Below are 23,589 nucleotides of genomic sequence, written 5' to 3'. Positions count from 1 at the left end.
ACCCCTGAATAGTAAACGGCCCGTCATCGTGACGGGCCGTTTTTCGTTGTGGCACTGACTACAAACCTGCCGGGCGCGGCACCTCAACATAATCGCCATCTATCTGCCGCTGGTAGAAGTGGCCAGCCTGCACATAGAAGCGTTTGCCGTTAAAGTCGAGTACCCGCATTTCACTGCTGACCCGCGACTCTGCAGGCGGCTCTGCCACCACATACTCATCGCCGTGGCGCTGATAATAATTGCCATTGAGCAGATAGTAGGTCAGTCCGCCTATCAGCACCGCGGTTGCGGCTTCAGGCAAAAAGCGCACCGGCCCGGGTCCGCCCCAGTGTGGCCCGTGGCCGCCATGGCGATCCCATCCACCCGGCGGGCCCCAGTCGCCAGGATGAGCGAAAGCCAGAGCGGGTGTCAAAAGCGTCAGCGTCAGAAGCGAGGCGATTATCTTTTTCATCAGGTGTTCTCCTCATAAGACTGGATGCAGAATTCGCTTTTTACCCGGCAAAGACAAGCACTAAAGCGGCGATTTTTCGCCTGTTTACCATGCTTAACGCTTTCTTAACGGCGTTGCCATTAATGGGGGAGATTATGGAGAAGAAGAGCGGGAATAACCTGGCGCGGGCGCGCCAGGTTCAAAGCAGATTAGCGGTGCGCCAGTTCGGCGTTGTCGTCGCTTTCCAGGACGCGCTTATCGGTCATACCTAACCAGCGACTGGTGAGAGAACCGGCGGTCATGGAACCGTTGACGTTCAGGGCTGTACGACCCATATCGATCAGCGGCTCAATGGAGATCAGCAGCGCCACCAGGGTGACCGGCAGGCCCATCGCAGGCAGGACAATCAGCGCCGCGAAGGTTGCACCACCGCCGACACCGGCAACGCCTGCTGAGCTCAGCGTCACGATCCCGACCAGCGTCGCAATCCACAGTGGGTCAAACGGGTTGATCCCGACGGTTGGCGCAACCATCACTGCCAGCATAGTTGGATAGAGACCGGCACAGCCGTTCTGGCCGATAGTGGCACCAAAAGAGGCCGCGAAGCTGGCAATCGACTCAGGCACGCCAAGACGACGGGTCTGGGTTTCCACGCTCAGCGGAATGCTGGCTGCGCTGGAGCGGCTGGTAAAGGCGAAGGTAATAACCGGCCACACTTTACGGAAGAAGCGCATCGGGTTGATACCATTTACCGACAGCAGCAGGGCGTGGACACCAAACATGATGGCCAGACCGAGGTAAGAGGCGACCACAAAGCTGCCCAGCTTAATGATGTCCTGCAGGTTAGAACCGGCAACCACTTTGGTCATCAGCGCCAGCACACCATAAGGTGTCAGCTTCATCACTAAACGCACCAGCTTCATGACCCACGACTGCAGCGTATCGATCGCGACCAGCACGCGCTGACCTTTAACTTCATCATCTTTCAGCAACTGCAGTGCAGCCACGCCCAGGAAGGCGGCGAAGATGACGACGCTGATAATCGAGGTCGGACTGGCTCCGGTCAAATCGGCAAACGGGTTTTTCGGGATAAAGGAGAGCACCAGTTGCGGCACGGTCAGGTCAGCCACTTTGCCGACATAGTTGCTCTGAATCGCACTGAGACGCGCAGTCTCCTGCACGCCCTGAACCAGACCTTCTGCGCTCAGGCCAAACAGGCCGGTCACGAAGACGCCGACCAGCGCCGAGATCGCGGTGGTAAACAGCAGTACGCCAATCGTCAGTACGCTGATTTTTCCCAGCGACGAGGCGTTATGCAGACGGGCGACCGCACTCAGAATGGAAACGAACACCAGCGGCATTACGACCATCTGCAGCAACTGGACATAGCCATTACCGACGATATTAAACCAGCTGATAGACTCTTTGACCACTGCGCTGTTTTCGCCGTAGATCAACTGCAAAACCAGGCCGAACAGTACGCCGATTACCAGACCGGTCAGCACTTTTTTCGACAGGCTCCAGTTCTGACGGCTGAAGCGAGAAAGCAATACCAGCAGCACCACAAAGGCTACGATATTAAGCGTAAGAGGAAGGTCCATACTGAAACTCCAGAGTAATGCGGCCTTTCGCTCTGGAAAGGCCGCATAATGTTAATCACGAATTAAGACAGCAGGAATGGTAACAGCAGGCGAAGAGGGTGCCTTATATCCAAATGGCATGGTTTATAACTTAAAAGCGTTTTGTGCTGATTTATTGCGCACTATGACTGGAAATCAACCGTCCGACGCCATTTTGTAGCGTATCGAACAGCTGTGACGGCCAGCCGTTTGCACCAAAAGATGGCATGCCCACCGGAAACCAGAGCGCATATCCCACCAGTCCCAGGCACAATGCCCGCTCAAGCTGGTTGCCTTTCTGGCTGCGCAGAATCGGCAGCCGGAAGCGCCAGCGGCAGGGCCACAGCAGCGGAACCCCGGCAGGCGTCAGCATATCGGCCACAATATGGCTAAGGTAGCCCAGCGTCAGACCCTGCAGGACATCAGGCGGTATCGGCGACGACTGGGGCAGGTTTATCTGAAAAAGCCATAAACCGGCGGCTATCGCCAGCAAACTGTGGGTAAAGCCGCGATGGCCGAACGCGCGCGCAATAGGATGAGAGAGCCAGCGCAGTCGCTGTCCCAGCAGAGATTTAGGGTGATCGATATCGGGCAACAGACATGTCAGCAGCGCTGAGGGAACAAGATGCCACCAGTCGGCCTGCGCCAGCACTGGTGTCAGCTCAGCACGCTTCGCAAAGATAGCGCTGGCAATGGCAAAAATGATGTGGCCTTCGCCCGTCATGATAGAACCTGGTTGCAAAGAAAACTGTCGATGCATCCAGTATAGGGATTTATCCAGTAAATGAGAACATGTGACGCTGTAACGAAGCATGAATATTATTAACAAGGCGGACAGCGATGAAACCCTGTCCGCCAGTAAGGTTAACGCGCCAGCCAGCCGCCATCCACCGCCAGGGTGTAGCCATTCACGTAGTCAGACGCGGAAGAGGCCAGGAAGACTACCGGGCCCATCATGTCATCCGGCACGCCCCAGCGGCCTGCCGGAATACGCCCCAGAATCTCTTCACTGCGCGACTCATCATTACGAAGCTGTTCCGTATTGTTGGTGGCCATGTAACCGGGAGCGATGGCATTGACGTTAATGCCATGTTTTGCCCACTCGTTCGCCATCAGACGGGTCAGTCCCATCACGGCACTTTTCGACGCCGTATAAGAGGGCACGCGGATACCGCCCTGGAAGGAGAGCATGGAGGCGATATTGATGATCTTGCCGCCATTACCCTGCGCGATAAACTGACGGGCAACCTGCTGCGACAGGAAAAACAGGCTCTTGCTGTTAAGATTCATCACGTCATCCCAGTCCTGCTCGCTGAAATTCAGTGCGTCCTCACGGCGGATAATGCCGGCATTGTTGACCAGAATGTCAATTTTACCGGCAGCGGCCAGCGCCTGTTCAACCACTGAGGCCACCACGCTGGTCTGCATCAGATCGGCCTGCACCGGCCAGAACCGGCGACCCAGCGCCTCCACTTTACTTTGGGTATCATCCGGGCCATCACGGTTAACGCCGACGATATCACAACCCGCCTGGGCCAGACCCAGCGCCATACCTTGCCCTAAACCGGTGTTACAGCCGGTCACCAGCGCGACTTTACCTTCCAGGTTAAACGTACTCAGTACCATGGTATTTCTCCTCTGCTCAGCGCAGTTCACTGATTTTGACGTGGTCCATGTCATCAAAGACCTGATTCTCACCCACCATGCCCCAGATAAAGGTGTAACGCTGGGTGCCGACACCGGCGTGAATTGACCAGCTGGGTGAGATCACCGCCTGCTCGTTGTGTACCAGCAGATGGCGGGTTTGCTGCGGTTGCCCCATCATGTGGAAGACGGCGCACTCTTCGCTCATATCGAAGTAGAAATAGACTTCCATGCGGCGTTCGTGGGTGTGGCAGGGCATGGTATTCCACAGGCTGCCTTCATCCAGTTTGGTTAAGCCCATGGTGAGCTGGCAGGTGGGCAACACATCCGGCACGATAAATTTGTTAATGGTGCGGCGATTGGAGGTCGCGGCATCACCCAGCGTCGCGGTGGCCGCTTCCTGCAGCGTGATCTTCTTGTCCGGGAAGGTGCTGTGTGCTGGCGCACTGTTGTAATAGAATTTGGCCGGCTGTGCCGGGTTCAGGCTGCGGAACAGCAGGTTGCGCGCACCTTTGCCGATGTAAAGTGCCTCTTCGTGACCGATTTCCCACGCTTTACCGTCAACTTCTACCAGACCCGGGCCGCCAATATTGATCATACCCAGCTCGCGGCGTTCAAGAAAATAAGCGACGCCCAGCTGTTTTCCCATCTCATCACCGATAGTGACCGGATTATTCACCGGCATGACGCCGCCAATAATGATGCGGTCGATATGGCTGTAGGTCAGGGTGTAATCATCGGCAGTAAATATCTTCTCAATCAGGAACTCGCGGCGCAGTGCTTCAGTATCGAGTTGCTTAGCGTGATCGCTGTGAATGCTTTGACGAACGTCCATCTCAGGCCTCTCTGCAGGTCAGGTTATTCATGCCCCAAACGGGGACGCTTTTGGCATCTTAGGCAGAGCGGGATGGGAATTCAATAAAAATGAAACGTTGTTTTATTTTTTGCGGGTCAGATCAAGTGGCAGGTGCAACAGGCAATAAAAAGCCCGCCATAAGCGGGCTGTTATTATCCCTGCAGATGCTGCAGGCTAAGCTGGGTCAGATTGTCCAGCCGGACATCCGCCAGCGCCCAGCGGGGATCGTCACGGTGTTCAGCGGCGGGCACCACAATCGATCGCATACGCGCTGCTTTGGTGGCGATCATGCCGTTAAACGAATCTTCCAGCGTGACGCAGTTGAGCGGATCGATCGCAAGGCTGGCGGCGGCATTGAGATAGACCTGCGGATGGGGCTTGCTGTAGGGCAGCGCTTCTGCTGAAGCCAGCACATCGAAATAAGGGCGCAGATTGAAGATCTCCAGCACCTGTTCCAGCATCTTTAGCGGTGATGCGGAGGCAAGGCCGATTTTCAGCCCCTGTTCCCGGCACAGTTGCAGCGCCGTTTCCACGCCCGGCAGCAGTGGCCGCGTCTGATCCACCAGCGTCATGGCGCGCGTAATAATCCGCTCAGTGACCTCCTGCTGAGAGGGGCCATGCCAGGGCAGTGTTTCGTACCACATCCGTACAGTCTGATCGATGCGCAGACCCAGGGTATCGGGCATTTCACTGCGACGTGACAGGTCAACATCCAGCGTTGAAAAGATATCCAGCTCAGCCTGATCCCACAGAGGCTCAGAATCGATCAGTAAGCCATCCATATCAAACAGGGCAGCAAGGACAGGGCGGTGATAAGGCATCAGGGGGTCTCCTTTTAAAGTCAGCTTTACCTTACCATCATTCTTTGCTGGCGCACGCTCTGCCCGACAGGCCACGCTTTATTTGGGAAATTTCACCGTTGGCAGGTAAACTGACGGCAAATTGGATTCCGGGTTCAGGAGATATTATGACCTATCAACAGGCTGGCCGTATCGCCATCCTCAAGCGAGTGGCAGGCTGGGTGCTCTTTTTAGTGGCGCTGCTGTCGACCATTATTTCTGTATTGAGCTTTATGTTTAAGCACAGCGAAAAGCAGCCAGGCATTGATGCCGTCATGCTCGATTTCGTCCACGTCATCGTCGATATGCTGCGCTTTAACACGCCATTCCTGAATGTCTTCTGGCATAACTCGCCGGTACCGGAATTTAACGGTCAGATGAACCTGGGTTTCTGGCTAATCTACATTCTGATTTTTGTCGGGCTGGCGCTGGAGTCGTCAGGCGCGCGGATGGGACGTCAGGCGCGTCACGTCAAAGAAGGCATTGAGGATCAGATGATTCTGGAGCAGGCAAAAGGCAGTGAAGGGCGTAGCCGTCAGCAACTGGAAGAGAAGGTGCGCGTACCTCGCCACACCATCTTCCTGCAGATCTTCCCGCTCTATGTCCTGCCGGTGGTGATTGCGATAGCCGGTTATTTTGCGCTGTCGCTGCTGGGCTTTATCTGACCGCGAGCTTTGTCAGGCCGGTCTGGCCTGACTGGCGCCCAGCGCATCCTCATCCAGCAACTGGCCAATGGCGAACTGTGCATCGCCTGGCCAGTGCCCGCCAAAGACGTTAGCCCGGTTGAGCAGATAGTAGAGCTGGTAGACCGGCAGACGCTGCGAAAAACCATCCGGTAACGGCCACACCGCCTGATAACCGTCGTAAATCTGGCGAGGCAGGTCAGGGTACCAGCTCAGCATAGCTAAATCGCACTCACGGTCGCCCCAGTAACAGGCAGGATCGAACAGCCAGGGGCCACTCTCACTGCTGGCGCAGTTAGCCGGCCAGAGATCGCCATGCAGCAGCGACGGCTGCGGATGATGTGACGCGAGCACCCGCTGCACGCAGGCAACGATCAGCTCTGTATCCCCGTACTGAATTCCCTTTTCTGCCGCCAGCTGCAGCTGCCAGCCAATGCGCTGTTCAGCAAAAAAAACCGACCAGCGTCGCAGCCAGCTATTGGGTTGGGGCGTCGTGGTGATGTTATTGTCGAAATCGAGGCCGAACTGCGTCTGCTCGCTCCACTGATGCAGATGCGCCAGTTGCTGACCGAGCTGATATGCACTCTGCTCATCAAGCGGCTGTGGCCTGATATATTCCAGCAGCAGAAAGCTCTCCTCGCGATGATGACCCACACCATAGACTTTAGGCACCCGAACCGTGCCGGTGCGCGCCAGCAAATCAAGCTGGTCTGCTTCCCAGGTAAAGAGCGACAGCATATCGCGGCTGTTACTTTTGACGAAGACGTCGTGATCACCGTAGCGGATCTGCCAGGTGGGATGGATATCACCCCCCGCGAGGGCGTGACGGTGAGTGATTTCGGCGTTGCCTAACTGCTCGCTTAACAGACGACTAATGGCTGACCACATTGGGCTATCCTCGTTATTCGCTGCGTAAGTTCGATTGTATTGCGTAAATATTCACCAAAAACCGCGCAATTGCACCCTTTATTCTGGCGCTGAGGTGGCAGGGCGATGATCGGCAGCATCGCGCAGATACTCTTCGAAGGTCGTGACGGTCACCTCGGGTTCCTGACCCAGCGCGCTTTCACCGGCCGTAGTGACCTGTTGCCGCAGATCCTCAGCCTCCAGCGTGCTGACGATGCCATAGCTGTTCGTACCGAGTTCATGCGGATGGCCGTCGTCATCTGTCATCGTGGTCGTGAAACCTGCGGCGGTCATTGCGCTGGTCAGCTCCAGGATGTCACTTAAACCCGACTCCTGATAGTGAAAGGTCACGATATAGCGGGTTAAGGTGTTGCTCATGAGGCACCTCCGGGGAAGGGAAACTGAACTGAGCGTAGACCATGGTGAAAAATCAGGCGAATTATGAAGGAGATGCTGCGCGTGTGACGTGATGCATAGCGTAAATTCGTGTCAGGAGCCAGCAGCATAACGTAAAAATCTTCTGCCGTTGCGTCTGGCTTTTCATTTGGGCAGCACTATAATGCGCCACGTTAATAAGATGAGTCCCAATTAACAGGGGTTGTCAGGGCGATTCCAGGCATTTTGTGTAAGTTAATAATTTTTTACAAAACTTACCGTAAATTGCATTGAATGCCCGGCAAAACGCTTCAGACTCTCCGTTTTTTAAACAGTCGCACGGATCACATTTAATGAAAGCCTATAACAAGCTGTCTGCTGTTCTTTTGCTCTCCGCCGGAGCTTTTTGTCACCAGGCAATGGCCGATAACGCCGTATTTACGTCAATGGATGACCCTTCAACAGCTAAAAAGCCGTTTGAAGGTTCTGCTGCTGCGGGATATCTGGCCCAAACCGGTAACACCACCAGTTCATCAATGACGGCTCAGACCAATATGACCTGGTATCAGTCATCTATGGCTTACAGCTTGTGGGGTAACGCAGCCAACACCTCGTCAAACGATGAGCGCTCTTCTGAAACTTACAACATCGGTGGTCGTTCACGTTACAACCTCAACTCGTATGACTACCTGTTTGGACAGGCGAGCTGGTTAAGCGATCGTTTCAATGGTTACGATTCACGCGACGTGCTGACAGCCGGTTACGGTCGTCAGATTCTGAATGGTCCGGTGCACTCGCTGCGTGCGGAATTGGGTCCGGGTGTACGTTATGACGATTATCACGCGGGTGGTCATCAGACCAAAGCGCTGGGCTATGGCGCAGTCAGCTATCAGTGGCAGCTGACCGACACCACTAAATTTATTCAGGGCGTGTCAGTGCTGAGCAGCTTCGGAGAAGACACCACGGTGAACTCCGAAACTGGTCTGCAGGTGGCTATCAACAGCCACTTCGCGCTGAAGCTGGCTTACAACGTCAGCTGGAACAACAATCCGGCGGAATCTGCGCCTGATCGCACCGATACCAAAACCTCAATCATGCTCTCTTACGCTATGTAAGCGCATTTTTGCAGCAGCATTCACAGCGGCCTGACAGTGTGTCAGGCCGCTTTTTTTTGATTTCTCCAGGGCTTAGCGAAAAAGGCATGGGTTTTTCTCGCCAGGGAAAACTGCTATCATCGGCCCCGCACTGAAATCCTGGCGACATTCCGACAATGTGGGTCTGATATCACGCCGGGTCACTAATTTTACATTACGTTGCATGTAGGCTTTCGTGTGGCTTACCACTGCAAATAAGGATATGAAATGCCTGTAATTACGCTTCCTGATGGCAGCCAGCGCGTGTTTGACCGCCCTGTCAGTGTGATGGATATTGCGCTGGACATCGGTCCTGGTCTGGCGAAAGCCTGTATCGCTGGCCGTGTTAACGGTGAACTGGTTGATGCTGTTGATCCCATCACTGAAGATGCCGCCGTAGCGATCATTACCGCTAAAGATGAAGCGGGTCTGGAAATCATCCGTCACTCCTGTGCGCACCTGTTAGGGCATGCGATTAAACAGCTGTGGCCGGATACCAAAATGGCGATTGGCCCGGTCATTGATAACGGCTTCTATTATGATGTCGACATCGATCGTACCCTGACCCAGGAAGATATCGACCTGCTGGAAAAACGCATGCATCAGTTGGCTGAAACCAACTACGATGTGGTGAAAAAGAAGGTCAGCTGGCAGGAAGCTCGCGACGTCTTTGCGGCGCGCGGCGAAATTTACAAGACCACCATTCTTGATGAAAACATCAGCCATGACGATAAGCCTGGCCTGTATCATCACGAAGAATATGTCGACATGTGCCGCGGTCCGCACGTGCCGAACATGCGGTTCTGCCATCATTTTAAACTGCAGAAGATCTCCGGTGCCTACTGGCGCGGCGACAGCAACAACAAAATGCTGCAGCGTATTTATGGCACCGCATGGGCAGACAAAAAGCAGCTGGCAGCCTATCTGCAGCGTCTGGAAGAGGCGGCGAAGCGTGACCATCGTAAGATTGGTAAGCAGCTGGATCTCTATCACATGCAGGAAGAAGCACCAGGCATGGTCTTCTGGCATAATGACGGCTGGACCATCTTCCGCGAGCTGGAAGTGTTTGTCCGCAGCAAGTTAAAAGAGTACCAGTACCAGGAAGTTAAAGGTCCATTCATGATGGATCGCGTCCTGTGGGAAAAAACCGGGCACTGGGAAAACTATAAAGAAGCAATGTTCACCACCTCATCTGAGAACCGTGAATATTGCATCAAACCGATGAACTGTCCTGGGCATGTTCAGATCTTTAATCAGGGTCTGAAATCCTACCGTGACCTGCCGCTGCGTATGGCAGAGTTCGGCAGCTGTCACCGTAATGAACCCTCAGGCGCACTGCACGGCCTGATGCGTGTTCGTGGCTTTACCCAGGATGATGCACACGTCTTCTGTACTGAAGAGCAGGTGCGTGACGAAGTGAACAGCTGTATCCGCATGGTTTATGACATGTACAGCACCTTCGGTTTTGAAAAGATTGTGGTGAAGTTATCCACCCGTCCTGAGAAGCGCATCGGTACGGATGAGATGTGGGATCGTGCCGAGGAAGATCTGGCTGCGGCGCTGAACGAAAACAATATTGAGTTTGAGTTCCAGCCAGGCGAAGGCGCGTTCTACGGTCCTAAAATTGAGTTTACTTTGTACGATTGTCTTGATCGCGCCTGGCAGTGCGGAACAGTTCAGCTAGACTTCTCCCTGCCAAAACGCCTTGAAGCAACCTACGTGGGTGAAAACAATGATCGTCAGACGCCAGTGATGATTCACCGTGCGATTCTGGGGTCAATGGAGCGTTTCATCGGTATTCTGACCGAAGAATTCGCCGGTTTCTTCCCAACCTGGCTGGCACCGCTGCAAGTCGTGGTAATGAATATTACCGACGGACAAGCAGAATATGTTGAGTCTTTGACGCGTAAGCTGCAGAATGCTGGCATTCGTGTGAAGGCAGACTTGAGAAATGAGAAGATAGGCTTTAAAATCCGCGAGCACACATTACGTCGCGTCCCTTATATGTTGGTCTGCGGTGATAAAGAGGTGGAATCTGGCAAAGTTGCCGTTCGCACCCGCCGTGGTAAAGACCTTGGGTCGATGGATGTCGATGTGTTTGTTGAGAAACTTCAACAAGAGATTCGCAGCCGAAATCTTCAACAATTGGAGGAATAAAGTATTAAAGGCGGAAAACGAGTACTACCGACGCGTCCGAACAAAATCAACAGTGAAATCCGCGCAACTGAAGTGCGCTTAACAGGCATGGATGGCGAGCCGATTGGCATTGTCACATTACGCGAAGCTTTGGAAAAAGCCGAGGAAGCGGGCGGCGACTTAGTCGAAATCAGCCCGAATGCCGAACCGCCGGTCTGCCGCATCATGGATTACGGCAAGTTCCTCTATGAAAAAAGCAAATCTTCTAAGGAACAGAAGAAGAAGCAAAAAGTTATTCAGGTTAAGGAAATCAAATTCCGTCCTGGAACCGATGATGGCGACTATCAGGTCAAACTACGCAACCTGATTCGCTTTCTGGAAGAAGGCGATAAAGCCAAAATCACGCTGCGTTTCCGCGGTCGTGAGATGGCGCACCAGCAGATCGGTATGGAAGTGCTTAACCGCGTCCGTAAAGACCTGTGTGAAGATCTGGATTTGGCCATTGTCGAATCCTTCCCTTCGAAGATCGAAGGCCGCCAGATGATCATGGTGCTCGCTCCTAAGAAGAAACAGTAGGCTTTCAAGTAACACTAACCGCGCAGCGTTCGCGCTGTGCGGTTAACTGTTCGCCTGTCTGGGTCATGTTATTAACAATGCGAAGTGGATATTTTTAAAATGCCAAAGATTAAAACTGTACGTGGTGCGGCTAAGCGTTTCCGCAAGACCGCTTCTGGCGGCTTCAAGCGTAAACACGCAAACCTGCGTCATATTCTGACCAAAAAATCTACTAAGCGTAAACGTCACCTGCGCCCTAAAGGCATGGTGTCAAAAGGCGATCTGGGTCTGGTAATTGCCTGCCTGCCGTACGCATAAGTAATTTTTTCATTAAATCAGAATATTAAACAGGAGAGCTAAATGGCTCGTGTAAAACGTGGTGTAGTTGCTCGCGCACGTCACAAAAAAATCTTAAAACAAGCTAAAGGCTATTACGGTGCACGTTCACGTGTTTACCGCGTTGCCTTCCAGGCTGTTATCAAAGCTGGTCAGTATGCTTACCGTGACCGTCGTCAACGTAAGCGTCAGTTCCGTCAGCTGTGGATCGCGCGTATCAACGCAGCGGCTCGTCAGAACGGCATGTCTTACAGCCGTTTCATCAATGGTCTGAAAAAAGCAGCCATTGAGATTGACCGTAAGATCCTGGCCGACATCGCGGTATTCGATAAAGTGGCATTCTCTGCACTGGTCGAAAAAGCGAAATCAGCCCTGGCGTAAGTCAGATGGAAAAGGGAGCTTGCTCCCTTTTTTATTGCCTGTAACTTACGCAAAAGATTGACATTTCCGGCGCTGAGCATTTCAATAGACCCCCTGTATCGCATGACAAGGTAACCGCAAGCATGAACGCTGCTATTTTCCGTTTCTTTTTTTACTTTAGCGCCTGACATCCAGGGGCTTTTGCGCATAAGAAAAGAAACGAAAAATCGCGCTAAAAGCCTCCCTCGTGGAGGCTTTTTTGTTTCTGGCGCTAGCATATTGGACCGGCAGGTCCCAACGAGAACTGACCAGCCTGACTGGAAAAAGAGGAAACTATGTCCCAACTCGCAGAACTGGTGGCCAGCGCCACGGCGGCCATCGACGGGGCGACGGATATCGCCGCCCTTGACGCGGTGCGCGTCGAATACCTGGGTAAGAAAGGACATCTGACACTGCAGATGACTACGTTACGCGAGCTGCCAGCCGAAGAGCGCCCGGCAGCGGGTGCGGTAATCAATGAAGCGAAGCAGCAGGTGACTGAGCGTCTGAATGCGCGCAAAGATGCCCTGGAAGCTGCGGTGCTGAATGCCCGTCTGGCTGAAGAGACCATTGATGTCTCTCTGCCAGGTCGTCGCATTGAGAATGGCGGCCTGCATCCGGTAACCCGCACCATGGATCGCATTGAGACCTTCTTTGGTGAGTTAGGCTTTGGCGTCGTAACCGGTCCAGAAATTGAAGATGATTACCATAACTTCGATGCGCTGAATATTCCTGCCCATCACCCGGCCCGTGCCGATCATGACACCTTCTGGTTTGACGCCACGCGCCTGCTGCGTACCCAGACGTCCGGCGTGCAGATCCGTACCATGAAGGCTCAGCAGCCGCCGATTCGCATTATTGCGCCGGGCCGCGTTTACCGTAACGATTACGATCAGACCCATACCCCGATGTTCCATCAGATGGAAGGGCTGATTGTGGATAAAAACATCAGCTTTACCAACCTGAAAGGCACGCTGCACGATTTCCTGAACAACTTCTTCGAAGAAGATCTGCAGATTCGTTTCCGTCCCTCCTATTTCCCGTTTACTGAGCCATCAGCAGAAGTTGACGTCATGGGTAAAAACGGCAAGTGGCTGGAAGTGCTGGGTTGCGGCATGGTTCACCCTAACGTGCTGCGCAATGTCGGCATCGATCCGGAAGTCTACTCCGGTTTCGCCTTTGGTATGGGCATGGAGCGTCTGACCATGTTGCGCTACGGCGTGACCGATCTGCGTGCCTTCTTTGAAAATGATTTACGTTTCCTCAAACAATTTAAGTAAGGGCAGGATATCCAATGAAATTCAGTGAACTCTGGTTACGCGAATGGGTAAATCCAGCCCTGGACAGCGCTGCGCTGTCTGAACAAATCACTATGGCCGGTCTGGAAGTCGACGGCGTTGATCCGGTTGCCGGTGCGTTCCACGGCGTCGTGGTCGGGGAAGTGGTGGAGTGCGGCCAGCACCCGAATGCAGACAAGCTGCGTGTGACCAAAATCAATGTGGGCGGCGATCGCCTGCTGGATATCGTCTGTGGCGCGCCGAACTGCCGTCAGGGACTGAAAGTCGCCGTCGCCACCGTCGGAGCCGTGCTGCCAGGTGATTTCAAAATCAAAGCGGCCAAACTGCGTGGCGAGCCGTCTGAAGGCATGCTCTGCTCTTTCTCCGAGCTGGGGATTTCCGACGACCACAACGGCATCATCGAACTGCCAGCCGATGCGCCGATTGGCACCGACATCCGCGCCTACCTGCAGCTTGATGACAACACCATCGAAATCAGCGTCACGCCTAACCGCGCTGACTGTCTGGGTCTTATCGGTATCGCCCGTGATGTCGCCGTCCTCAATGGTTTGCCACTGAACGTGCCGGAGATGCAGCCGGTCGCTGCGACGCTGAACGACACTTTCCCGATTCAGGTTGACGCGACAGAAGCCTGTCCACGCTATCTGGGCCGTGTAGTAAAAGGGATTAACGTAAAGGCGTCAACGCCATTGTGGATGAAAGAGAAGCTGCGTCGTTGTGGTATTCGTTCTATCGATCCGGTGGTGGATATCACTAACTACGTTCTGCTGGAGCTGGGTCAGCCGATGCACGCCTTCGATCTCGACCGCATCGACGGCGGTATCGTGGTGCGTATGGCGAAAGAAGGCGAAAAGCTGACGCTGCTGGATGGCACTGAAGCCAGCCTGCAGAGTGATACCTTAGTGATCGCCGATCATCAGAAAGCGCTGGCGATGGCTGGTATCTTTGGTGGCGAACATTCGGGCGTGAACGGCGAAACGCAGAATATCCTGTTCGAGTGTGCTTACTTTGATCCGCTCTCTATTACCGGCCGCGCCCGTCGTCATGGTCTGCATACCGACGCGTCACATCGCTACGAGCGTGGTGTTGATCCGGCGCTGCAACACACCGCACTGGAGCGTGCTACCCAGCTGCTGCTGTCAATCTGCGGCGGTGAAGCGGGCCCGATCATCGATCAGACTCATCAGGCAGCCCTGCCTGTGCCAGCGACGATCACGCTGCGTCGTGAAAAGCTGGACCGTCTGATTGGCCACGTGATCGCAGATGTGCAGGTGACTGACATTCTGACGCGCCTCGGCTGTGAAGTGACCGTGGGTGAAGGGCAGTGGCAGGCCGTCGCCCCGAGCTGGCGCTTCGATATGGCGATTGAAGAAGATCTGGTTGAAGAAGTGGCCCGTATTTACGGCTACAACAACATTCCGGATGTGCCGGTACAGGCGGGTCTGGTGATGACTCAGCATCGCGAAGCGAATCTGTCGCTGAAGCGCGCGAAAAACCTGCTGGTGGACAAGGGCTATCAGGAAGCGATTACCTATAGCTTCGTCGATCCGAAAATTCAGCAGCTGCTGCACCCGGGTGAAGAGGCGCTGTTGCTGCCGAGCCCAATCTCCAGCGATATGTCGACCATGCGTCTCTCACTCTGGACCGGCCTGCTTAGCGCGGTAGTCTACAACCAGAACCGTCAGCAGAGCCGCGTGCGCCTGTTTGAGAGCGGCTTACGTTTTGTGCCGGATACCCAGGCAGATTTGGGCATCCGTCAGGATCTTATGCTGGCTGGCGTCATCAGCGGTAACCGCGTTGAAGAGCACTGGGATCTGGCGCGTCAGACAGTTGACTTCTATGATTTGAAAGGCGATTTAGAATCGCTGCTCGATTTAACCGGCAAACTGGATGACATCAGCTTCCGTGCTGAAGCGAATCCGGCGTTGCATCCAGGACAGAGCGCGGCGATTTATTTGCATGATGAACATATCGGATTTATCGGCGTGGTTCATCCTGAGCTGGAACGTAAGCTTGATCTCAATGGCCGCACCTTAGTCTTTGAACTGCTTTGGAATAAGGTCGCAGACCGCGTCCTGCCTGACGCGCGCGAGATTTCTCGCTTCCCGGCGAACCGTCGTGATATTGCCGTTGTGGTGGCTGAAAACGTCCCCGCAGCAGATATCATCGCGGAGTGTAAGAAAGTTGGCGTAAATCAGGTAGTTGGCGTAAACTTGTTTGACGTGTACCGCGGTAAGGGCGTTTCTGAGGGCTACAAGAGCCTCGCAATCAGCCTGATTTTGCAGGATACCAGCCGGACACTCGAAGAAGAGGAGATTGCCGCGACCGTTGGCAAATGCGTTGCGGCATTAAAAGAGCGATTCCAGGCAACCTTGAGGGATTGAACCTATGGCGCTTACAAAAGCTGAGATGTCAGAGTACCTGTTTGAGAAACTCGGGCTGAGCAAACGCGATGCCAAAGAGTTAGTAGAGCTGTTTTTCGAAGAGGTACGTCGCGCTTTGGAGAATGGAGAACAGGTAAAACTGTCTGGGTTTGGTAATTTTGACCTGCGTGACAAAAACCAGCGTCCTGGCAGAAACCCGAAAACGGGTGAAGATATTCCGATTACTGCGCGTCGCGTAGTAACGTTCCGCCCAGGACAGAAGCTGAAAAGCCGCGTAGAGAACGCTACACCCAAAGAGACTGACTGAATTTCAGCGTTTCAAAAAGGCCGCGCAAGCGGCCTTTTTTCATGGTTTCAGTACGCAGTAATCCCGCTTCCCGCGCCCGTTAATCTCCCTGACGGCAAAGAGCAAACCGCCTCATCTGCCTTTCTTTTTTCTGCAATCCCTCTACAATCAAATCTCTGTTTTCTCAGCTAATCCCGCTTATGTCTCTGCTCGACCAGCTCGCGCGCCAGGCCGACCAGCGCGGCCAGAAATGGCTTATTGTGTTAGCACTTATGCTCTCTGCACTGCTCTGTCTCAGCCTGTGTGCCGGTGACAGCTGGATCGCGCCCTCAGACTGGTTCACGGAAAGCGGCAGGCTCTTTGTCTGGCAGTTGCGGCTGCCCCGTAGTCTGGCGGTGGTGCTGGTCGGGGCATCGCTGGCGGTATGCGGTGTGGTGATGCAGGCGCTGTTTACGAATCCGCTGGCGGAGCCCGGCCTGCTCGGCGTCTCAAATGGTGCCGGTATTGGCCTGGTGCTCGGCGTGCTGCTGGGCAGCGGCTCGCTGTGGAGCCTTGGGCTGGCGGCGATGGCCGGTGCGCTGATTATTACGCTCATCCTGCTGCATTTTGCCCATCGTCAGCTCTCGGTCACCCGACTGTTGCTTACCGGCGTGGCGCTGGGGATTATCTGTAGTGCCATCATGACCTGGGCGGTCTACTTCAGCACCAGCCTCGATCTGCGTCAGTTGATGTACTGGATGATGGGCGGATTCAGCGGGATTGACTGGCGCTATGGCTGGATGATGCTGGCGCTGCTGCCGGTGATGCTGGCCCTGGGGGCGACCGGGCAGATTCTTAATCTGCTGGCGCTGGGCGAGACATCTGCCCGCCAGCTCGGACTGTCTCTCTTCTACTGGCGTAACCTGCTGGTGCTCGCCATGGGCTGGCTGGTCGGCATCAGCGTCGCGATGGCCGGTGCTATTGGCTTTGTCGGACTGGTGATCCCGCATCTGCTGCGTATGAGCGGCATCAGCGATCACCGTTATCTGCTGCCGGCATCGGCGCTGGCTGGCGCCGGTGTATTACTGGCAGCCGATATTGTGGCTCGTCTGGCGCTGACGTCGGCGGAATTACCGATAGGCGTCGTGACGGCGACACTGGGCGCGCCGCTGTTTATTATTTTACTGGTGAAATCTTCACGCTAGCTTCGGCTGGCGACTCTGCATCCACAACAGCATCCACAACAGGAAACAGCATGAACATTTATCAAACTGAACTGGTTACGCTCGATGGGGAAAAAACCACGCTGTCACAATGGCAGGGCAAGGTACTGCTGGTGGTCAATGTTGCCTCGAAATGTGGTCTGACGCCGCAATATGAAGAGCTGGAGAACCTGCAGAAAGCCTGGCAGGATCAGGGCTTCAGCGTACTCGGTTTTCCCTGCAACCAGTTTCTGGAGCAGGAGCCGGGCAGCAGTGAGGAGATTAAAACCTTCTGCAGCACCACGTATGGCGTCACGTTCCCGATGTTTGCCAAAACCGAGGTGAATGGCGCAGGCCGTCATCCGCTCTATGCTCAGCTGATCGCTGCCCGACCTGACGCGGTGCGCCCGGAAGGCAGCGGCTTTTACGAGCGTATGGAGAGCAAAGGACGCGCGCCGAAAGAGCAGGGCGACATTCTGTGGAACTTCGAAAAATTCCTTATTGGCCGTGACGGCAGCGTGATCCAGCGTTTTGCACCTGACATGACGCCGGAAGATCCGATCATTCTGGAAACCATTAAGCAGGCGCTGGCAAAATAGATGCTGTTGCGCCTGCAACAGGCCGCCGTCCCCGGACGGCTGCTGCCACTGACCGGTGAGCTTGCCGCCGGTCAGCTGCTGCACGTGGCAGGCCCGAACGGTGCAGGCAAAAGCACATTACTCAGTGTGATTGCGGGACTGCAGCCCGCCTCCGGCACGGTGCTGCTGGACGAACAGCCGCTGAGTGACTGGAATGGCGCAGCGATGGCCCGGGTTCGCGGCTGGCTGCCTCAGCTGCAGGCACCGCTAAGCCAGATGCCGGTCTGGCACTATTTGCGTCTGCATCTGAAACAGGCGGCGGGGCAGACAGACGATCGCCTCAGCACGCTGCTGAAACGGCTTCAGCTGCAGGATAAGTTATCGCGTTCACTGACCCGGCTCTCCGGTGGTGAATGGCAGCGCGTCAGGCTGGCGGCGGTCTTTATGCAGATTGATCCTCACATCAATCCACACGGGCGGCTGCTGATCCTTGATGAGCCCATGACCGCGCTGGATATCGCCCAGCAAAAAGCGGTGGACGATCTGATTGCCGACCTGTGCGCGGCGGGCATCAGCGTTATCGCCAGCAGTCACGACCTCAACCACAGCCTGCAACAGGCGGATCGGGTCTGGCTGATGGATAAGGGAGCGTTGATTGCGCAGGGTGAACCGGCTGAGGTTCTGACGCCGCAGCGCCTGACACCGATTTACCAGATTGCTTTCCGGCAGCTTGAACTTGAAGGACGCACGCTGCTGACCGTATTGCCCTGACACTTGCTACCCGGCGGGCTTTACCGCTACATTAAGCCGGTTGCAACTTCTGATAAGGACATTTGGCGATGCGCCTGGGTTTGCTGATTTTAGTTCTGCTGCTGACGGGATGCAGTCATCACGCTCCGCCGATTAATGGCCGTCTTTCCGATTCGATCACCGTGATTGCGGAACTGAACGATCAGCTCGGTAACTGGCGTGGGACGCCTTATCGCTATGGCGGCATGAGTCGTAACGGGGTTGACTGCTCCGGCTTTGTCTATCTGACTTTCCGCGATAAATTTGCGCTGCAACTGCCGCGCACCACCTCAGCTCAAAGCGATATCGGCACCCGAATCAGCAAAGACGAGCTGCTGCCAGGCGATCTGGTCTTCTTCAAAACCGGTCGCGGGGAGAATGGCCTGCATGTGGGCATTTATGACACCGATAACGCCTTTATTCATGCCTCAACCAGCCAGGGCGTCATCCGCTCCTCGCTCGACAATGTCTACTGGCGAAAAGTGTTCTGGCAGGCCCGTCGTATTTAAACGCAGGTCCGGGGAATCAGACTTAAGTCCAATTTTAAATAGAGTTAAAACAGAGAGTAAAAGGTTTATTTTAAATGACAGTTATTGAGCGTGGGTTTTAATAAACATAATAAACGCTTATTTAATTCCACTAATAACCGCTGTTTTATCGCTACTATTTGGCTTAAGGGTGATCGCCTGCTGCCAAACGGCAATGGAAGAGTAAAGAAGTTCGTCTCTTCAATGATTTGGCACTATTGCCTGCGCCTGACCATTACTATACGATATCCCCATCGCCGCATATTCTGGCATTAAAATGAAAATTCATCTTTCGGCCGACTATCAGTCGGAAATCTGGTTTTATCCTGTCTGTGATGTTAATGGGCGACTGACCGCTGTCGAGCTGGTCACGCAGTTTGTGCATGAAAGTGCCCCCATCACCCTGCCGCAGGATCTGTTGCTGCCGCAGCTCGATGAGTCGCAGCAGCTGCGCCTGCTGCAAAGTCAGATTGGATTGCTGGAGCAGAATCGCGGCTTTTTTGAAGCGCATTCCGTGTCAGCATTTATACGTATTGATGAAGGCATGGCCCGGACGCTGCTGGCCAGCGAATTAGTGATGCGCAAAATAAAGCAGTTGCCATTCATTCTGTTGAATATCACTGAAACGTTTCCGCAACTAAAACTGGGAAAAAATAATCCCCTGCTGGCAAGCCTGCATGCTGAGTTTAATTTAGCGATTTCTCATTTCGGCGCGGGTAAGACCCCCTCTAATGCGGTCTACGATAATTTATTCAGCTGCATCTGCCTGGACAAAGAGTTTATTCATTCGCTGGCAAAGCGCGCTTCATTCGTGCCATTTATTCAGAGCATTATCGATAATTTCCGCGCCCATTGTGACCGGCTCATTATTTGTGGCATTGATGACGACGTGCTGCTGGATAAAGTCAGCCAGCTGAGCGGTGCCGAGTTTCAGGGTGCGCTCTTCCCGGTGGTAAAATCTGACGCGCTGCATTCACTGATCTGCGCCGACGATCGTGTGCCATCCGCGCAGCATCCCGGCTGATACTTCCTGTTAATCCCCGCTATCAGCGTTACACTAGAGGACTAACCTTAAGTAACGCTGAGCATCGCATGGGAGAAACAATGTCCTCAGGCAAGGCCTCTTTCGACAACACCTGGTTCCGTGAACTTACCGGGTGTTACACCGCGCTGAACCCCACGCCACTGGCAGGCGGACGCCTGCTGTATCATAACGCACCGCTTGCAGCCTCAATGGGGCTGGATAGCGCGCTCTTTGCCGATAAGGGTCATGCCGTCTGGCACGGTGCCGCACTGCTGCCCGGCATGCAGCCGCTGGCGCAGGTCTACAGCGGCCATCAGTTTGGCGTCTGGGCGGGCCAGCTTGGCGACGGGCGCGGCATTCTGCTGGGTGAGCAGCGTCTGGAGGATGGCAGCAAGCTGGACTGGCATCTCAAGGGCGCAGGCCTGACGCCTTATTCCCGCATGGGGGATGGTCGTGCCGTGATCCGTTCCAGCGTGCGTGAGTTTCTCGCCTCGGAAGCGCTGCATCATCTGGGCATTCCCACCACGCGTGCGCTGACCCTGTCGATAGGTGATGAACCGGTCTACCGCGAAACAACAGAGCGTGGCGCGATGCTGATGCGCATTTCACCGAGTCATCTGCGTTTCGGTCATTTCGAGCATTTCTTTTACAGCCAGCAGCAGGAGAAAGTGCAGCAACTGGCCGACTACGCCATTCGCCATCACTGGCCGCATCTGGACGCTGAAGCAGACCGCTATCAACAGTGGTTTACCGACATTGTGTTACGCACTGCGAGTCTGATTGCGCTGTGGCAGAGCGTGGGCTTTGCTCATGGAGTGATGAACACGGACAACATGTCGATTCTGGGTCTGACCATCGACTATGGCCCCTTTGGTTTTCTGGATGATTATCAGCCTGACTTCATCTGTAATCACAGCGACTATCAGGGGCGCTACAGCTTTGAAAATCAGCCAATGATCGGTATGTGGAATCTTAACCGGCTGGCACATGCGCTGTCGGGTCTGCTGACCACCGAGCAGTTGCGGACGGCACTGAGCGCCTACGAACCTGAACTGATGCGGGTCTGGGGCGAACGGATGCGGGCGAAACTCGGTCTGCTGACGCAGCAGAGCAGCGATAATGAGATTCTGACCGATCTGCTGGCACTGATGACGCAGGAGCATAGCGATTACACCCTGACGTTCCGCCTGCTTAGTGAGACGCAACAGGCTGACAGCCGTTCACCGCTGCGGGATGAGTTTATCGATCGTGAGGCGTTTGATAGCTGGTATCAGCGCTACCGCAGCCGTCTGATGGATGAGCAGGTCAGCGATGCAGAACGTCAGGCCGTGATGAAGGCGGCCAATCCGGCGGTGATTCTGCGCAACTATCTGGCGCAGCAGGCGATTGAAGAGGCGGAGCGGGGAGAGCAGGGGGCGCTGGCACGTCTGCATCAGGCGTTACAGCAACCCTTTAGCGATCAGACAGCCGCTGAATATCGTCAGCGGCCGCCAGACTGGGGCAAAACCCTGGAAGTGAGCTGCTCCAGCTGATGCAGACTCAGAGGCGGTGAGAAACCGCCTCGGCCAGCAGGGCGAGCACCTTTTCGCTCTCCTGCCAGCCGAGGCAGGGATCGGTAATCGACTTGCCATAGACCAGCGGTTCGCCGCTGACGACTTTCTGATTGCCCTCTTCCAGGAAGCTTTCAATCATCACACCAGCAACGGCCTGCGATCCCGCTTTAATCTGTTCTGCCACCTCTGCCGCGACATCCATCTGACGACGATGCTGCTTCAGGCAGTTACCGTGACTGAAGTCGATCACCAGCTGCTGTGGCAGATTAAATGCCGACAGACTTTCGGCTGCGGCGGCGACATCACTGGCATGATAGTTAGGCTGTTTGCCGCCACGCAGGATCACATGACCATGCGGGTTGCCGCTGGTCTGATAGATAGTCATCTGGCCCAGCTTATCGGGCGAAAGGAACATGTGGCTGGCGCGCGCGGCGCGAATCGCATCCACGGCAATCTGTACGTTACCATCGGTGCCGTTTTTAAAGCCGACCGGGCAGGAGAGGGCCGATGCCATTTCGCGGTGGATCTGGCTTTCGGTGGTGCGTGCGCCAATCGCGCCCCAGCTAATCAGATCGGCAATAAACTGGCCGATCACCATATCCAGGAATTCCGTGGCGGTAGGCAGGCCCAGCGCGTTGATATCAATCAGCAGCTGGCGGGCGATGCCTATGCCGCGGTTCACATCGTAGCTCCCATCCAGATCCGGATCGGAGATTAAGCCTTTCCAGCCCACTACGGTGCGCGGCTTTTCAAAGTAGGCACGCATCACAATCTCCAGCCGATCTTCATAGCGGCGGCGTAACGCGTTCAGACGCTCAGCATATTCCAGTGCCGCTTTCGGGTCGTGCAGCGAGCAGGGGCCAATCACCACCAGCAGGCGGGGATCTTCACCAGTCAGAATACGGGCAATACGTTTACGGGCAGCGGTGACATTGTCGGCAATTGCCGGAGAGACAGGATGCTCAGCCGCCAGGCTGGCGGGGGTAATCAGACTACCAATGCGTGCGGTACGCAGTTCGTCGGTTTTGTTCATGGGTTTCTCGAAAACGGTTCTTCGCAGCGGTGAAATACCGGGAAGTGATGGTGGTCACAATAAACCATTAGTCTGCGAATTCAACCCGGAATTTAATAATGAAATCAAAAGCGACGGCAGCGCCGCTTTACAGTTCAGCGCCGGTTACCCATCAGTACATGCGGCGAGTCAGGCCCATAATGTCGAGAATTTTGGTCGCAATCTCCTCCACGGAGTAGTTGGTGCTGTTGAGATAGCGGATCTGATGAGTGCGAAACAGCGCTTCCACTTCGCCCACCTCCAGCCGGCACTGACGCATCGAGGCGTAACGGGTATTTTCCGCCCGCTCCTGACGTATCGCAGCCAGCCGTTCCGGGTCGATGGTCAGCCCGAACAGTTTATTCTGATGCGCGCGCAGCGCGGGCGGGAGTTTAAGGTTATCCATATCGTCGGCAATGAATGGATAGTTGGCGGCGCGAATACCAAACTGCATTGCCAGATAGAGGCTGGTGGGGGTTTTGCCACAGCGTGAGACGCCTAACAGAATCACCTGCGCATCTTCCAGTCCGCGCAGCGAGATGCCGTCATCATGCGCCAGGGTGTAATCGATGGCCGCGATACGTGCGTCATATTTACCCAGGTTACTGGCATCCAGTCCATGGGTACGGTGTGCCACCGGCGCGGGCGATAACCCCAGCTCCTGCTGAAGCGGGGCGACCAGCGCCTGGACGATATCCTGACAAAAGCCGTCACTCTGTACGATGATGTCGCGCACTTCCGGCGTCACGATGGAGAAAAAGACCAGCGGCCGGACACCGCTCTGCTGATAGAGCGCGTTAATCTGGGCTTTAACCGCCAGCGCCCGCTGAACATTTTCCACAAACGGCAGCGTCAGGCTGGTGATATTGACCGGAAACTGCGACAGCACCGCATGACCCAGCACCTCAGCCGTAATGGCCGTACCATCGGAGATATAAAAAACGCTTCTGTCAGTTGTCATAACGAAATCAGCCTCAGACAAGAGTGAGCATTCAGCATGGGCCATG

Annotated in this window: 26 protein-coding genes and 1 other annotated feature; of the genes, 16 read left to right on the top strand and 10 right to left on the bottom strand. The window is 54.8% G+C overall.

Translation table 11 applies throughout. The features are described from left to right. Positions 1–58: 58 nt before the first annotated feature. The 6 genes from ACK13D_RS03245 to hxpB form a co-directional block, all read right to left on the bottom strand. Entirely contained in the window at positions 59–451 is a 393-nt protein-coding gene (locus ACK13D_RS03245; protein WP_033757987.1) for a DUF6515 family protein, read from the bottom strand. 188 nt (positions 452–639) lie between these two features. Beyond that, on the bottom strand, positions 640–2,031 hold the full coding sequence (locus ACK13D_RS03240) for an L-cystine transporter (RefSeq protein ID WP_010245712.1): 1,392 nt from the start codon (positions 2,029–2,031) through the stop codon (positions 640–642). Between the two features lie 151 nt (positions 2,032–2,182). After that, positions 2,183–2,773 carry a metal-dependent hydrolase gene (locus tag ACK13D_RS03235; protein ID WP_050679947.1) on the bottom strand — a complete coding sequence of 197 codons (591 nt, stop codon included), beginning with the start codon at positions 2,771–2,773 and terminating at the stop codon, positions 2,183–2,185. 140 nt (positions 2,774–2,913) lie between these two features. Further along, on the bottom strand, positions 2,914–3,675 hold the full coding sequence (gene kduD, locus ACK13D_RS03230; protein WP_010245706.1) for a 2-dehydro-3-deoxy-D-gluconate 5-dehydrogenase KduD: 762 nt from the start codon (positions 3,673–3,675) through the stop codon (positions 2,914–2,916). Positions 3,676–3,691: 16 nt separating this feature from the next. Then, complete coding sequence (kduI, locus tag ACK13D_RS03225) at positions 3,692–4,528, bottom strand: 5-dehydro-4-deoxy-D-glucuronate isomerase (protein WP_010245701.1); 837 nt, start codon at positions 4,526–4,528, stop codon at positions 3,692–3,694. Between the two features lie 173 nt (positions 4,529–4,701). Then, positions 4,702–5,370, bottom strand: coding sequence for a hexitol phosphatase HxpB (gene hxpB, locus ACK13D_RS03220; RefSeq protein ID WP_010245698.1), 669 nt, complete (start codon positions 5,368–5,370; stop codon positions 4,702–4,704). A 146-nt stretch (positions 5,371–5,516) separates the two neighbouring features. On the opposite strand from hxpB, the gene ACK13D_RS03215 reads away from it, so the two are divergent. Then, positions 5,517–6,053, top strand: coding sequence for a YniB family protein (locus tag ACK13D_RS03215; RefSeq protein ID WP_010245694.1), 537 nt, complete (start codon positions 5,517–5,519; stop codon positions 6,051–6,053). A gap of 12 nt (positions 6,054–6,065) precedes the next feature. Here the strand turns inward: ACK13D_RS03215 and ACK13D_RS03210 are convergent, their stop codons facing one another. Then, the gene (locus tag ACK13D_RS03210) at positions 6,066–6,959 is read right to left on the bottom strand and encodes a fructosamine kinase family protein (protein WP_061704019.1); all 894 of its coding nucleotides are present in this window, start codon (positions 6,957–6,959) and stop codon (positions 6,066–6,068) included. A gap of 78 nt (positions 6,960–7,037) precedes the next feature. Next, a complete protein-coding gene (gene ghoS, locus ACK13D_RS03205) occupies positions 7,038–7,355 on the bottom strand; it encodes a type V toxin-antitoxin system endoribonuclease antitoxin GhoS (protein ID WP_010670025.1) in 318 nt (105 codons plus the stop codon). 350 nt (positions 7,356–7,705) lie between these two features. Between ghoS and ACK13D_RS03200 the strand changes: the two genes are divergently transcribed. The 15 genes from ACK13D_RS03200 (at position 7,706) to ACK13D_RS03130 (ending at position 21,510) form a co-directional block, all read left to right on the top strand. Further along, on the top strand, positions 7,706–8,467 hold the full coding sequence (locus ACK13D_RS03200; RefSeq protein ID WP_010245689.1) for a DUF481 domain-containing protein: 762 nt from the start codon (positions 7,706–7,708) through the stop codon (positions 8,465–8,467). A gap of 246 nt (positions 8,468–8,713) precedes the next feature. Continuing rightward, the gene (thrS, locus tag ACK13D_RS03195) at positions 8,714–10,642 is read left to right on the top strand and encodes a threonine--tRNA ligase (RefSeq protein WP_010245687.1); all 1,929 of its coding nucleotides are present in this window, start codon (positions 8,714–8,716) and stop codon (positions 10,640–10,642) included. 3 nt (positions 10,643–10,645) lie between these two features. After that, a complete protein-coding gene (gene infC / locus ACK13D_RS03190; protein WP_029519030.1) occupies positions 10,646–11,197 on the top strand; it encodes a translation initiation factor IF-3 in 552 nt (183 codons plus the stop codon). 99 nt (positions 11,198–11,296) lie between these two features. Next, a complete protein-coding gene (gene rpmI, locus ACK13D_RS03185) occupies positions 11,297–11,494 on the top strand; it encodes a 50S ribosomal protein L35 (protein ID WP_010245683.1) in 198 nt (65 codons plus the stop codon). Between the two features lie 42 nt (positions 11,495–11,536). Then, positions 11,537–11,893 carry a 50S ribosomal protein L20 gene (rplT, locus tag ACK13D_RS03180; protein ID WP_003853267.1) on the top strand — a complete coding sequence of 119 codons (357 nt, stop codon included), beginning with the start codon at positions 11,537–11,539 and terminating at the stop codon, positions 11,891–11,893. 117 nt (positions 11,894–12,010) lie between these two features. Next, positions 12,011–12,136 (top strand) — a sequence feature (Phe leader region). Then, complete coding sequence (gene pheM, locus ACK13D_RS03175) at positions 12,016–12,060, top strand: pheST operon leader peptide PheM (protein WP_106120997.1); 45 nt, start codon at positions 12,016–12,018, stop codon at positions 12,058–12,060. (Overlaps the previous feature by 45 nt.) A gap of 71 nt (positions 12,137–12,207) precedes the next feature. Then, positions 12,208–13,191: a phenylalanine--tRNA ligase subunit alpha gene (gene pheS / locus ACK13D_RS03170; protein ID WP_010245680.1), complete on the top strand. Its 984-nt coding sequence runs from the start codon at positions 12,208–12,210 to the stop codon at positions 13,189–13,191. A 14-nt stretch (positions 13,192–13,205) separates the two neighbouring features. Then, positions 13,206–15,593, top strand: coding sequence for a phenylalanine--tRNA ligase subunit beta (gene pheT, locus ACK13D_RS03165; protein WP_191919313.1), 2,388 nt, complete (start codon positions 13,206–13,208; stop codon positions 15,591–15,593). Between the two features lie 4 nt (positions 15,594–15,597). Then, entirely contained in the window at positions 15,598–15,900 is a 303-nt protein-coding gene (ihfA, locus tag ACK13D_RS03160; protein WP_003853259.1) for an integration host factor subunit alpha, read from the top strand. A gap of 179 nt (positions 15,901–16,079) precedes the next feature. After that, on the top strand, positions 16,080–17,063 hold the full coding sequence (btuC, locus tag ACK13D_RS03155) for a vitamin B12 ABC transporter permease BtuC (RefSeq protein WP_010670028.1): 984 nt from the start codon (positions 16,080–16,082) through the stop codon (positions 17,061–17,063). A 50-nt stretch (positions 17,064–17,113) separates the two neighbouring features. After that, positions 17,114–17,659 carry a glutathione peroxidase gene (locus ACK13D_RS03150; RefSeq protein ID WP_010670029.1) on the top strand — a complete coding sequence of 182 codons (546 nt, stop codon included), beginning with the start codon at positions 17,114–17,116 and terminating at the stop codon, positions 17,657–17,659. Further along, the gene (btuD, locus tag ACK13D_RS03145) at positions 17,660–18,409 is read left to right on the top strand and encodes a vitamin B12 ABC transporter ATP-binding protein BtuD (protein WP_418795672.1); all 750 of its coding nucleotides are present in this window, start codon (positions 17,660–17,662) and stop codon (positions 18,407–18,409) included. Positions 18,410–18,477: 68 nt separating this feature from the next. Further along, positions 18,478–18,936: a C40 family peptidase gene (locus ACK13D_RS03140; protein ID WP_010245666.1), complete on the top strand. Its 459-nt coding sequence runs from the start codon at positions 18,478–18,480 to the stop codon at positions 18,934–18,936. A 295-nt stretch (positions 18,937–19,231) separates the two neighbouring features. Continuing rightward, on the top strand, positions 19,232–19,978 hold the full coding sequence (locus ACK13D_RS03135; protein ID WP_033757480.1) for an EAL domain-containing protein: 747 nt from the start codon (positions 19,232–19,234) through the stop codon (positions 19,976–19,978). 80 nt (positions 19,979–20,058) lie between these two features. Continuing rightward, entirely contained in the window at positions 20,059–21,510 is a 1,452-nt protein-coding gene (locus ACK13D_RS03130; RefSeq protein ID WP_418795669.1) for a protein adenylyltransferase SelO, read from the top strand. 7 nt (positions 21,511–21,517) lie between these two features. Here the strand turns inward: ACK13D_RS03130 and ACK13D_RS03125 are convergent, their stop codons facing one another. After that, positions 21,518–22,564 (bottom strand): 3-deoxy-7-phosphoheptulonate synthase, encoded by a 1,047-nt coding sequence (locus tag ACK13D_RS03125; RefSeq protein ID WP_010670032.1) that lies wholly within the window; start codon positions 22,562–22,564, stop codon positions 21,518–21,520. A gap of 151 nt (positions 22,565–22,715) precedes the next feature. Continuing rightward, complete coding sequence (gene ppsR / locus ACK13D_RS03120; protein ID WP_010245652.1) at positions 22,716–23,543, bottom strand: posphoenolpyruvate synthetase regulatory kinase/phosphorylase PpsR; 828 nt, start codon at positions 23,541–23,543, stop codon at positions 22,716–22,718. Between the last annotated feature and the right edge of the window lie 46 nt (positions 23,544–23,589).

This window comes from Pantoea sp. K16, assembly GCF_048452805.1.
Taxonomy (GTDB): domain Bacteria; phylum Pseudomonadota; class Gammaproteobacteria; order Enterobacterales; family Enterobacteriaceae; genus Pantoea; species Pantoea agglomerans.
The sequence above is the reverse complement of the archived record's forward strand: the minus strand, read 5'-3'. Positions and strand labels throughout refer to the sequence as shown.